Annotated in this window: 7 protein-coding genes; 5 read left to right on the top strand and 2 right to left on the bottom strand. The window is 42.7% G+C overall.

From position 1 onward, the window contains the following. Nucleotides 1-178 precede the first annotated feature (178 nt). Nucleotides 179-1,690 (top strand): DUF4301 family protein, encoded by a 1,512-nt coding sequence (locus ID165_RS07210; RefSeq protein WP_192349685.1) that lies wholly within the window; start codon nucleotides 179-181, stop codon nucleotides 1,688-1,690. 130 nt (nucleotides 1,691-1,820) lie between these two features. Here ID165_RS07210 and ID165_RS07205 read toward each other — a convergent pair whose 3' ends face one another. Further along, a complete protein-coding gene (locus tag ID165_RS07205) occupies nucleotides 1,821-2,984 on the bottom strand; it encodes a class I SAM-dependent RNA methyltransferase (protein WP_192349684.1) in 1,164 nt (387 codons plus the stop codon). Between the two features lie 370 nt (nucleotides 2,985-3,354). Here ID165_RS07205 and ID165_RS07200 point away from each other — a divergent pair, with 370 nt between their 5' ends. The 3 genes from ID165_RS07200 (at nucleotide 3,355) to ID165_RS07190 (ending at nucleotide 9,991) form a co-directional block, all read left to right on the top strand. Then, nucleotides 3,355-4,737, top strand: coding sequence for a DUF1080 domain-containing protein (locus tag ID165_RS07200; RefSeq protein WP_192349683.1), 1,383 nt, complete (start codon nucleotides 3,355-3,357; stop codon nucleotides 4,735-4,737). 526 nt (nucleotides 4,738-5,263) lie between these two features. Continuing rightward, on the top strand, nucleotides 5,264-8,281 hold the full coding sequence (locus ID165_RS07195; RefSeq protein WP_192349682.1) for a TonB-dependent receptor: 3,018 nt from the start codon (nucleotides 5,264-5,266) through the stop codon (nucleotides 8,279-8,281). A 6-nt stretch (nucleotides 8,282-8,287) separates the two neighbouring features. Next, nucleotides 8,288-9,991: a RagB/SusD family nutrient uptake outer membrane protein gene (locus ID165_RS07190; RefSeq protein WP_192349681.1), complete on the top strand. Its 1,704-nt coding sequence runs from the start codon at nucleotides 8,288-8,290 to the stop codon at nucleotides 9,989-9,991. A 439-nt stretch (nucleotides 9,992-10,430) separates the two neighbouring features. Here ID165_RS07190 and ID165_RS07185 read toward each other — a convergent pair whose 3' ends face one another. Further along, a complete protein-coding gene (locus ID165_RS07185; RefSeq protein WP_192349680.1) occupies nucleotides 10,431-11,453 on the bottom strand; it encodes a LacI family DNA-binding transcriptional regulator in 1,023 nt (340 codons plus the stop codon). Between the two features lie 177 nt (nucleotides 11,454-11,630). Here ID165_RS07185 and uxaC point away from each other — a divergent pair, with 177 nt between their 5' ends. Next, complete coding sequence (gene uxaC, locus ID165_RS07180) at nucleotides 11,631-13,070, top strand: glucuronate isomerase (protein WP_192349679.1); 1,440 nt, start codon at nucleotides 11,631-11,633, stop codon at nucleotides 13,068-13,070. The last annotated feature ends 1 nt before the right edge of the window (nucleotide 13,071 follow it).

The following is a 13,071-nucleotide window of genomic DNA, read 5'->3' as shown; positions in this document are numbered from 1 at the left end:
GGGGAGGAATATTTCACAGGAATTCCTCCACATCCACTAGTTCGGGTAAAGTAATCTGTACGCTTTGCCCTCCTTTGCTCACGACGGCTAAAAAAGACTTTCAAAAAAATCACACATTCATCTTGAGGATAGCCGTAAAGCCTATTAACTTACACGCTATACTTTTATCAGAAACCTAATGGAAAATCACTTAACAGACCGAATTTTGGCGCAGGGTATGGATCCTAAAACCGTAGTTCAACAAATTAAACATTTTGAAAATGGCTTCCCTTTCTTAAACATCACAGCCCCTGCCACGCCGGGGGATGGTATAAAAGTTTTGACTGACAAGGAATTAAGACATTTCCTAATGACTTACCCTGAAAAGGCTTCTCATATCGAAGTATTGAAATTTGTACCCGCAAGCGGCGCAGCTTCACGGATGTTCAAAGATCTTTTCGCTTTTCTGGAAGGTGATGGGGATATCAGCAAGTCGGCCTTTGTACGGAAGTTCATGGACAACATCGAGAAATTTGCATTTTACGAAGACCTTGACGAGGTGTTGGAGAGTAAGGGGAGCAGCATATACCAAGCACTCGACACCAAAGATTACAAGAGTATCCTGGCAGCTTTGCTTTTGGACGAAGGGCTAGGCTACGGGAATTTGCCCAAGGGGCTGCTGAAATTCCACCGCTACAAAGAAGGTAGAAGAACACCTGTTTATGAACATTTAATCGAGGGAGTGCAGTATGCTATCGGGACTGGGTCATTGGTAAAAATTCATTTTACCGTATCTCCGGAGCACACAGAGAAATTCGAAAAGGAAATTGGCACCATACTTCCGGGGATAGAGAAAGAATTTGGGATTAATTTCGAAATTAGCTACTCACAGCAGAAGAAGTCTACAGACACCATTGCGGTAAATACCGACAATACGCCATTTACTGAGGAAGACGGCAGCATACTTTTCCGTCCAGCGGGCCATGGAGCATTGCTGGAAAATCTAAATGAAGTTTCTGCGGATCTCATCTTCATCAAAAACGTGGACAATGTAGTTCCGGACCGATTAAAAGAAGAGACTAAAAATTACAAAATGGCAATCGGGGGATTGCTGTTGGAGGTTCAGGAGAAAGTATTCAGCGCTTTGAAAGACTTGGATGACGGAATTGATGAGAAATCTTTAAGGAATGCAGAAGCCGTATTTACACATGATATCGGCGGGAAATTGCCGGAGGACTTCCATACCAATTCATTAGAGCACCGAGGTATTTTTCTTAGAAGCAAACTCCACAGACCAATTCGGGTATGCGGGATGGTGAAAAATACAGGAGAGCCCGGAGGAGGTCCTTTCTGGGTAAAAGAGACGGATGGTTCCCAATCTCTTCAAATTCTGGAAACTGCACAGATTGATTTGAACGATGCTGAATCAAAAAAACATTTTAATGCAGCGACCCATTTTAATCCGGTAGATTTGGTATGTGCTACGAGAAATTACAAAGGTGAGCCATTTGATCTACTGAAGTATCGTGACATGATGACCGGTTTTATCACCGAGAAATCAAAAAGCGGTAAAGATCTCAAGGCATTGGAACTGCCCGGGCTATGGAACGGGGCTATGGCAGGGTGGAATACAATTTTCGTAGAAGTTCCTCTTATCACCTTCAATCCTGTAAAGACTGTCAATGATCTGTTGAGAGACGAGCATCAGTAAAAGTTAATTTCCCGCAGATTTACGCTGAAAAGAATCGCTGATTGCCGCAGATTTATTCAAAAAAATAGATCTTCGGATCTCTGAGGATTTAATCTGTGCTCATCTGCGGGAAAGTTTTAACTAGTACAACCTATTCTTCCTTCTTTCCCTCGTACAGATCGTACTTCAACAAGCGGCAATCAATTGTCCCGTTCCAGAATTCTATTCTTCGATTAGCCTTCAGTCCTATTTTTTTGGCCAATTCCAAATTTCCCGTAAAAATGTACCCTCTATAACCTGCACATTTCTGTTTCAAAAAATCCCCCATACGCTTATATGTGACTTCCAGTTCATCATTTTCCCCCAGTCTTTCGCCATATTCAGGATTGAACATAATCACCCCACGCGGTCTTTCGGGTATCTCAGTCTCAGCAAAGTCACACACCTGAAATTCGATCATATGATCCACTCCGGCAGTGATGGCATTCTCTTGGGCAAAGGAAATCGCCTGTAAAGAAATATCCGAAGCTATAATCTTTAGTTCGGGAAGCTCCATGATTTTCCCCTCCAGCTTTTTCTTTTTAGCCAAGAAAGCCTGCTCCTCGTATCCTAAGATATGTTGGAAAGAATAATGATCTCTATATAGTCCTGGATAGCGTTTGGTTGCCAATAGCGCAGCCTCAATAGCCAGCGTACCGGAACCGCACATCGGGTTGATAAAGGGAACCCGTGTATTCCATTCGGTCGCAAATATAGTCGCCGCAGCCAGTGCCTCCATCATGGGAGCTTTTCCTGGAATCTTGCGGTAGCCATGCTTGGCAAGCGTATCACCGGAGGTATTGATGTAAACAGAGCATTGCGTGTCTTTCCAGTAAACCTGAAAAACCAAGCCATTAAAATCGGATCCGGAATCAGGTCTCCTTCCCTTTAACTCGCGGAAACGATCCACAATAGCATCTTTGACTTTTACATTCACGATCAGTGGGGTAGTGATACTTTCATTTTCAGCTACAGAGTTCACTGAGAAATAACCATCCACATCCAGATAGTCTTCCCAAGGAATAGCTTTGAACCGGCGATAGATATCGTCAGCATTTCTTAGGTAAAAAGATTTGATCTCATAGAGAACCTGCGATGCCGTGCGTAAATGAAGATTGAGATCCATACATTCCTCCATGGTGGCTCTCAATTCAATTCCTGTTCGGGTGACAGATTCAGGGACAAAACCCAGTTCACGAACTTCCTTTTCCAAGTAAGAAACCGAGCGATCCTTACAGGTTACAAAAACTTTTCCTTTGAGGTTAAAATCAAGCATGCGCAAAAGTAATAAATCAAGCACTACTATAAAGTCGAAGGAAGAAATGATTATTCCGAGATTCTCCCGAAACGAGTTCGGGACAAGCTATCTGACCATTACAAAACAATAATAAACTGATGAAATCGAGCATGTCGAAGACGACACACAGTGGGATGATTATAAACCGTGCGAGATTCCATGTGGCCAATAGAAAACAATTATAAACACATGAAAGATTACCGGATTCTTCTCCGACCTTCCCCGCACCGATGTTATTCATCACTTATTTCCATACTACTCGCAAACGATTGCGTAACTTAAAAGAATTCCTTTTGGAGCAATGCACCTAAATCTTGAATTTTATGCTCAACAACAATACCTCAATTTTATGAAATACACCCGAAATATACTCGCGGTTTTGATCACTTCTATGGCGTTGGTAAGCTATGCCGGAGCACAAGAAACGGATGATGGCTGGACGGACTTATTCAATGGAAAAGATCTTACGGGCTGGAAACCTGTAGCAGGAACTGCCACATTCGAAGTGGTAGATGGGACTATAGAAGGCACTGCTGTGGCGGGATCTCCCAACACATTTCTAATCACAGAAGAAATGTTCGGGGATTTTATCCTGGAGCTGGATCTTAAGATCAGTCACCTTTCGAGCAATTCCGGAGTAATGGCGAGAGGGCAATTTGACCCGGCTGCCAGAGACGGTCAGGGTTTGGTTTTTGGTTACCAGATCGAAGCTGATCCTTCCGAAAGAGCTTGGTCCGGTGGCGTATATGATGAAGCACGAAGAGGCTGGCTATACCCACTTGACCTAAATTCTGAAGCAAAATCCGCTTTCAAAATGGGAGAATTCAACCATTACAGAATAGAAGCAATCGGGAACGAGATCAAAACTTGGATAAACGGCCAAGAAGTGGCGTATGTAGTCGATGATATGGACAAAACAGGCTTTATCGGCTTGCAGGTGCACAGTATTCAAAAGCCGGAGGACGCAGGAAGAAAGACTTCATTCAAAAATGTAAAAATCCAAACTGAGAATCTTGAACCCAAGGATTTCAACAAAGATATTTTTGTAGTTAATAATAGTCTAAACTCACTTACAACTTACGAGAAAAATAATGGCTGGAAGCTATTGTTCAATGGTCAGAATTCTGATGGCTGGAAAGGTGCCTATAAGGAAACTTTCCCGGAGTCAGGCTGGTCGGTCAATGATGGAATTTTGACTATTGCAGCCTCGGATGGTAGAGAGTCTGCCAATGCCGGTGACATTGTAACCAAGGAGAAATTTTCGGCTTTTGACTTGGCATTTGAATTCAGACTTACAGAAGGTGCTAATTCCGGTGTAAAATATTTTGTAACGCTGACCGAAGGCAATCAAGGCTCTGCAATAGGACTTGAATACCAGGTATTGGATGATGATAAGCATCCCGATGCAAAAATGGGAAGAGATGGGAACCGTACGATGGCATCTCTATATGACCTTATCAAAGCTGATAAGAACGGCAGGTTTATCAAACCTGTGGGAGAATGGAACAAAGGCAGAGTAGTGGTGACTCCGGACAATAAGGTCACTCATTACCTCAACGGCGTGAAAGTGGTAGAATATGAAAGAGGTTCAAAGGAATACCGGGATCTGGTTGCGATCAGTAAGTACGCAAAATGGGATAAGTTTGGCGAAGCTGAGGAAGGCTATATCCTTCTCCAGGATCATGGAGATGAAGTAAGTTTCAAAAACGTCAAAATCAAGCCACTAAACTAACTGCCATTATCGGCAGCTTTCTGCCAGTAAGTAGACAAAAGCAGCATAAGATTTTGTGATCTTTAGTTTTTAGATCCCAGCGGCAAGCTCCCCCGTAGTGGGTCCTCCAGTTCTTCTGTCACCCATCTTCCATACTTTCGTACCAGGGAAAAGATAGGCTACCGATGTCATTGCAGATATTCATATGATGTAAAAACCAACCTCAACTAAGTAACACCTGCCGGATCATTCTTGCAGGTGTTTTTTTTGCAAAGCGAAGGTTTTAAATACTTTGTAATGTGCTATATCACAGATTCTTCACCAAGATTGAATCTATAGTAGGTACCGGAAGTCTTTTCATTCAGACTCTCTGTTCACTGTCAACGCAATCGATTGCGTAAGTCAACCGCTTATCCTCTTGAAAATAGGGTTTAAACAAGCTAACTTGACTTCATCATAGCGTAGGGGTCTGCCAGTTTACACAGAAATGCAAAGCTTTCTCCCCGCTTTGAAGCTAATTTATTATTAACAACAAACCCATTTTACTATGCAATCAAAAATTTACACGCATCTGCGGGTAGTGTTATTTTTGCTGCTCAGCGTCTCCTATAGCTGGGCACAAGAATCACAAGTGACTGGTACAGTTCACGATGAAACCGGTCAACCTTTACCCGGCGCTACCATCTTAGTCAAAGGTACTACTGTAGGAACCACTTCAGATCTGGATGGAAAGTACAGTATCGCAAGTCCTCCCAATGGTACCCTAATCATCTCTTTTATTGGATATACTCCTATGGAAATACTCGTAGGAAATCAATCTGTAATTGATGTCAACTTAGTCCCTGACCTGGGAGATCTGGAAGAAGTGGTGGTCGTGGGATATGGTACGGCCAAAAAAAGCCAGCTTACAGGGGCAATTTCCTCTGTAGGATCCAAAGAAATTCAAGAATTGCCGATCACCGATGCAAGACAGGCACTGCAGGGTCGGGCAGCAGGTGTGGATGTGACTCAACCAGGATCCAAGCCAGGGTCTGCCCCCCAAGTGCGAATCAGAGGTAGAAGATCCTTTAATGCTTCCAATGAACCACTTTATGTCATTGATGGTATTCCGATAACGGGTGGAATAAATGATATAAATCCACAGGACATTACTTCCATGGAGGTACTTAAGGATGCATCGGCTACAGCTATCTATGGTTCCAGGGGTTCCAATGGTGTAGTGTTGATCACTACCAAAAGAGGAACAGTGGGCAAAACCGTTGTGTCATTTGACTCCTATTATGGAATCAACAATGAGCTGGGAAAAATCGATGTAATGAATGGTGCCGAATTCGCAGAATACAAAAGAGAGTCACGACGGGCTAGTGGAGAATATCCGGAAGGTCCTGCAACACCTGCAAGTGATGAATCTCTTTTTGAGCCGATTGAATTAGACGGTATTGCTACCGGCAGAAGTACCGATTATGTAGGAGGATTAATGAGAACTGGAGCTATTCAGAGTCATCAAATAGGTGTGAGTGGCGGTAGTGATAAGACAACCTTCTTTGTATCCGGCAACTTCTTCAAGGATAAAGGGGTAATCATTAATCAGGATTTTACACGGTATACTTTCCGCGCAAATATTGATCATCAAATCAATAAGAAAATCAAATTCGGAACTTCCACTTTGGTTTCTTTCAGCGAGCGCAACGGAGAGAATTTTAACCCTTTGGGAGGAGCTCTGGCAGAAAACCCATTGGGCAAACCATACGATGATGAAGGGAATTTGATTTTCCTTCCCACCTCTGATGGTCTGAGAACCAATCCTTTTGCGGAAATCGTACCCGGTGCTCAAGTAGACCTAACCAAAAACTACAGAATCTTCAACAGCATCTTCGCCAACTATGATATTATTCCCGGACTGACCTATAGATTTGTTTTCGGGCCGGATATAACCATCAGCAGAAATGGAAGATTTACAGGTTCGCAAACCAATGCCCGTCGTGGCGGTGATGCCACCGGCAGTGTGGACGATCGATTTACTTTTAACTATACGGTAGAGAACATCCTGAATTATACCAAAACATTTAACCAAGTGCATAACCTGAATTTCACAGCACTTCAATCCATACAAAAAGACAAATATGAGCAGACTACAGTCAGTGTGCTGGGAATTCCTGCTGAATCCCAATTCTTCGATAGGCTAGGCGATGCTTCACAAATCACAGGTGCCAACACAAACTTAATCGAATGGTCTTTGATGTCTTTTATGGGAAGGTTAAACTATGATTACAAAAACAAATACCTGTTTACCGCTACCCTAAGAGCAGATGGAAGTTCAAAATTCGGTGCAAATAATCGCTTTGGATACTTCCCCTCAGTAGCACTGGGCTGGAATATCCACTCGGAGAGCTTTATGCAGAATTCTTCCACAATAGATCAGCTGAAGATGAGGGTTTCTTATGGGTCAATCGGTAACCAAGCTATAGATCCCTACCAAACACAGGCACTTCTGGGCAGAACCAGCTATGCATATGAAAACAGTGGTGCTTTTGGCTATCGTCCAAGATCCATCGGTAATCCTGATTTGAGATGGGAAACATCCACCTCCTTTAATGCAGGATTGGATTTCGCAATTTGGAATAGTCGAATTTTCGGATCTTTGGAATACTATATCACCAATACCTCTGATCTACTGGCGCCACAGCCGCTACCTGGTTCCACAGGGTTTCAGGGATATATCACCAATATTGGTGAGACACAAAACCGCGGTATCGAACTTAGTCTCTCCACCCTAAATATAGAAAAGGGAGACTTTATTTGGTCTACAGACTTGATATTCACTAAAAATACCGAGGAAATCATATCCCTGCCAAATGGAGATGATATCGGTGCGGGCAGATTTATAGGCCAACCGCTGACTATTTTCTATGATCTAAAGAAAATAGGAATCTGGCAACTGGACGAAATAGACGAAGCTACGGCTTATGGAAGTGTTCCGGGTGAGATCAAAATCGAAGATTTCAACGGTGACGGGGTGATCAATTCTGAAGACAGGCAATTTTTGGGGTCAGCTGTAGCAGATTTCTCGCTTGGAATGACCAATAGATTTAGTTACAAGGGGTTTGATTTCTCCTTCTTTATTTTCGGTAGATTCGGATCCATGTTAAGATCCCAGTTTCATACAGGAAATAACTCCTTGGCGGGAAGGTATAATAACTTGGACGTGAACTATTGGACACCGAATAACCCTAGTAATGACTACCCTAGACCGAATGTGAATCAGGAGAGCGCCAAGTATGCCAGCTCTATGGAATATTTTGACGCAACCTTCATCAAGGTAAGAAACATTAATTTCGGCTACAATTTCACTCCTGAAGCTGCCAAAAGAATCGGTATGACAAGCTTGAGAATATACAGCAGTATACAACAGCCATTCATTTTTGCCAACTATCGTTCGGAGCATAAAGGAATTGATCCTGAGGTATTCTTGGATGGAGAACAGGGAATTACAGCAGGGGCAGTAAATGCAAACGTTTCGCCGGCAGTAACTTCTTTCACATTTGGTATCAATGCAAAATTCTAATCAGCAATGAAAAATTTAGCTATAACTATAAATTATTGGGCAAAATCCACTGCCCTTATACTTGGACTTTCGGCAATGGTCTCCTGTGATGGGTTTCTTGAAGAAAATGTAGTCTCCCAAATCGGAAATGATTACCTCAATACACCAAAAGGTCTTAACGATGGAGTTAATGCTGCTTACAGCTCTATGAGAGCATGGTACGGATCCGAACGGGGAAATAACCTTACTATATTCGGCACTGATATCTTTACTAATGGTGCAGATGGTTCGTGGAAATTCATGAATTTCTATACCAATCAATTTGATTCCCAAAATGGCCATGTGCGTGAAGTATGGGATGAATTCTACAGGGGAATAAATACCTGCAATGCGGTAATTGACCGGGCTCCAAACGTTACCGGGCTTTCGGAGGAAGTGATCCTACAGAGAGTAGCGGAGGCGAAATTTATCAGAGCCCATCACTACTTCATTTTGGTACAGCTTTTTGGAGCAGTGGATCTACAGCTTGAAGAGACTATTCTCCCGACCAACGTAGTAACTCGTTCATCAGTCTCAGAGGTTTATGCGGCTATTATCCAGGATTTGGAAGAAGCGATTCCAAATTTGGAAGCTAAAGCAAAATCCGATAATTATGGACGGGCTACCCGTCCGGCCGCAGAGCACCTGCTGGGGAGAGTGTATATTACGAAAGCTACCTCAGAAGCCGGTGAAGCGACTGATTATGCCAAAGCAGAGCCATTGCTACAAAGCGTAATCAACAATTACGGACTTATTTTGTTGCCGGAATTCGGTGATGTTCATGCTTTTGGCAATGAAATAAATGACGAGGTCATCTGGTCCGTTCAGTATACCCGTGATCCCCTTAATAATCAGCAGACAAACACAACTGCCAATCCCGTTTTCAACGAAGGAAACAATGCCCACGTATTTTTCCTGATGGAATATGACGTGCAGCCGGGTATGCAGCGGGATACAGAAAACGGACGTCCGTTCAAACGTTATAAATCCACGGACTATACGTTGAACACTATTTTTGCTGATAGAGTCAATGATTCCAGGTATAAAAACACGTATGTGGATCACTTTCTGTCCAATAGACCGGGCGAGTATAATACCACCTTTGACAAGTCTAAAGAGACAGTGACCTTTGCCCAGGGAGATACCACGATTTGGCTACCGGGTTATAATATGTCCGAGGCTGAAAGAGCTCAATATCCGTATCAGGTACTTACTCCGGAGCTTTACACAGAAAGACTATTTCCTCCAATGAAAAAACATATGGACCCGGGGCGTGTAGACCGGACGCAATTTGAGGGAGGAAGGGATTACATCGCCATGAGATTGGCAGACACCTATCTCCTACTTGCTGAGTCTCAGTTTCGTCAGGGAAAAATCGGTGACGCAACTGAAAGCATAAATGCCGTGAGAAGAAGAGCTGCATTTCCCGGCAAAGAAGCTGAAATGGAAATCTCTGAGTCTGACTTGACTTTCGAATTTATCACCGAAGAAAGAGCGAGGGAGCTTATCGGCGAACAAACAAGATGGCTTGATCTGAAGCGATGGGGAATATTGGTAGAGCGGGTGAAAGCCCACAATCCTCAAGGAGCTGCCGGTATTCAGGAATTCCATAACCTGAGACCTATCCCTCAGAATCAGATAGACCGTGCTGAGGGCAATGCCGGTGCATTTCCACAGAATCCGGGATATTAAAATTTATGAGTATCCGTTTACCTGCACGTACGTGCTTTGAATTAATGCTAAAGGTTCAGATTTGGCAATTCCCCCTTTCTAAAAGGGGGCAAGGGGGATTTTTTCAGGCTAGAACCAGACATAATTCTAGTACGAGCATTCATGCAGATACACATATTAAAATTCAATTGATATAAAAACCAAAAACTGCTCTGAGTATATCGGAGCAGTTTTTTTTTGAAACTTTCTTTAGCACGAAGTCTGCGTGAGCACTAACCCATGAAAAATGGGGTACTAAAGGCCGGTCGTGATGACACGAACGGCGGCAATAAATCTTCACTTCTTCTTGATCCCATAAATCGTCATTCGCATTTCGCAGATACAATGAGATTGCTCATTACTACGAGATCGCTTCTCCGCCTCAGGCGGATCGCAATGACGGATAAACAGATGATGTGATTTACAGGGAAATAGTCGACTCCCTGACCGTAATCTTAGATGGAATAGTAATCACCTGATCTATAAGATCATAATGCTTAGGCTTGGTCAGTTTTCTGATCAACAGCTTTGCGCATTCTTTCCCTATTTCAAGTGTCGGCTGGGTAATCGTAGTGAGCGAAGGATTTAATAAACCTGTTATCGAAGAATTGGAAAAACTAATCAACTTAACATCTGAGGGTATGTTCAATTTTGTCTTTTTCACAGCCTGATACGTAGCAAAAGCAAGCTTCTCCACGGAAGCCAGCACTCCGTCCGGACAATTGGGAGAAAGTAGCAATTCCTCTATTAATTTGACATTATTCTCTTCATCATGGTTGCAATAAAGCGTCATAGCAGGATCCAATGTCCATCCTTCGCTTAAGATGGCATCGTTATATCCGCGCTGCCTCTCTTGGCTAATCGATAGATCTCTGCCCAATGTAAACAATGCCACTTTTGTGCATCCTTGCTTAATCAGGTGTTTTGTTCCTTCATAAGCACTCTCGTAGTCGTTCGTAATGAATTTGGTGGTTGGAATTTCTGCCCGTATTCTATCAAAAAATATAACAGGCAGTCCCCTATCATGTAATTTCTGCAAGTGGGAAATATCACTTGTTTGACTGGTAACCGACATCACGATGGCATCTGCTCTTCCATTGAGTAGCAAATTCACAATTTTACGCTCCCGCTCTATATCCTCATGCGTATTGTAAATCAAAAGATGATAGCCATGTTCCTGAGCTACTTCTTCTATTCCATCCATTACTTGCGCAAAAAAACTATTGATCCGCTCAGGGATAATTACCGCGATAGTTTTACTCTTATTTTCGCGTAAACTCCGAGCAAATGGATTGGCATGGTAGTTCAGTTTCTCAGCCATGCTAATCACCTTTTTCTTAGTTGCTTCTGATATCTCGTAACTATCGTTTAGAGCTCTCGACACAGTAGAAGGTGCGAGTTTCAGTTCAGCGGCCAATTCTTTCAAACTAATTCCTGAAGCCATGGTAATTAAGGGTAAATCGGGTTTATTACAGTGCACAAATTACAAATCATTGGGCGTATTAGGTCTATACCGACTACATAATTTCGAAATCGTTTCCGCATTTTATTACTTAAATCCAGTTGATTCAGGGTATTTTTAGGTCAATATTAAGTTGTAGAATTTTAGCCTAAATAACCAATGCCCTACTCAACGACGAAGGCGTCATTCTTATCTGACGATTTTCTATTGCAAAGTGATTTTGCAAAAATTCTTTATCATCAGTATGCCAAGGATTTACCTATTATAGACTATCATAATCACCTGCCGCCTGCCGAGATAAATGCAAACAAAAAATTTGAAAACATCTCCAAAATCTGGCTTGCCGGCGATCACTACAAATGGAGGGCGATGCGGACTTATGGTATCGACGAAAAATTCATCACAGGAAACGGTTCTGATGAGGATAAATTTAAAAGCTGGGCAAAAACACTTCCCTATACACTCCGAAATCCTCTTTATCACTGGTCCCATCTGGAGCTAAAACGATATTTTGGATTTGATGAGTTACTTTCAGAGGCAAATGCCCCCGGACTTTACAAACAATTCAACACTGTCTTGGAGCAAGATTCCTTTTCTACTCAAGGACTTTTAGCCAAAATGAAAGTGGAAGTAGTATGCTCTACCGATGATCCCATAGATTCCTTGGATCAGCATGTATCCTTTCACAAAAAAGGCAAAGACTTGGGCATGTATCCTGCATTCCGCCCTGATAAATCCTACGCAGTAGAAAATCCTTCGACTTACACTACTTATATCTCAAGTCTGGGGGAAAGTGTCGGCTTTGAGATTTCTTCCTATGAGAAACTGCTGGAAGCGATGGAAAAAAGAATAGACTACTTCCACGAACGTGGATGCAGACTTTCCGACCATGGGTTGGAGAAACTCTACTTCTTCAAGGAAAATACCTTCTCCATTGATTCCATCTTTGCCCGGGTCGCTTCAGGAAATGAACTTACCCAAGAAGAGATCAATTTCTTCAAGTACACCACTCTCCTAGCCTTATGCAAGATGTATCATGCCAAAGGCTGGGTACAGCAGTTTCACTTGGGTGCTCTCAGAAATACCAATGAGCGCTCGCTTCGAATTCTTGGACCGGACACGGGGTATGATTCCATTGGGGATTTTGACCAGGCGAAGGCTATGTCAGGTTTTTTCAATGAGTTAAACGCTGATGATAAGCTTACCAAAACAGTGATATACAACCTTAACCCCCGCGACAATGAAGTTTTTGCCACGATGATCGGCAACTACAATGATGGATCTGTAAAAGGCAAAATCCAGTTTGGATCCGGCTGGTGGTATCTGGATCAGAAAGATGGTATGGAAAAGCAAATCAATACCCTTTCGAATATGGGACTTGTCAGTTGCTTCATAGGCATGCTTACCGATTCCCGTAGCTTCCTTTCTTTTCCACGGCATGAGTATTTCCGTCGGGTACTTTGTAATCTTTTAGGACAGGATGTAGCCAATGGCGAGCTTCCCTGGGATGAAAAATGGCTGGGTGGTATCATATCTGATATCTGCTACAACAATGCAAAAGAATACTTTGATTTCGATTCTAAAAACATTCACGTTTGAT

The organism is Algoriphagus sp. Y33 (assembly GCF_014838715.1).
In the GTDB taxonomy this organism is placed as follows: domain Bacteria; phylum Bacteroidota; class Bacteroidia; order Cytophagales; family Cyclobacteriaceae; genus Algoriphagus.
This window is presented reverse-complemented; position numbering and strand designations above follow the sequence as displayed.

Bases quoted from the DNA above. Each gene is read 5' to 3' on its own strand.
- ID165_RS07210 (WP_192349685.1), top strand. From the start codon at position 179: ATGGAAAATCACTTAACAGACCGAATTTTGGCGCAGGGTATGGATCCT.
- ID165_RS07205 (WP_192349684.1), bottom strand. From the start codon at position 2,984: ATGCTTGATTTTAACCTCAAAGGAAAAGTTTTTGTAACCTGTAAGGAT.
- ID165_RS07200 (WP_192349683.1), top strand. From the start codon at position 3,355: ATGAAATACACCCGAAATATACTCGCGGTTTTGATCACTTCTATGGCG.
- ID165_RS07195 (WP_192349682.1), top strand. From the start codon at position 5,264: ATGCAATCAAAAATTTACACGCATCTGCGGGTAGTGTTATTTTTGCTG.
- ID165_RS07190 (WP_192349681.1), top strand. From the start codon at position 8,288: ATGAAAAATTTAGCTATAACTATAAATTATTGGGCAAAATCCACTGCC.
- ID165_RS07185 (WP_192349680.1), bottom strand. From the start codon at position 11,453: ATGGCTTCAGGAATTAGTTTGAAAGAATTGGCCGCTGAACTGAAACTC.
- uxaC (WP_192349679.1), top strand. From the start codon at position 11,631: ATGCCCTACTCAACGACGAAGGCGTCATTCTTATCTGACGATTTTCTA.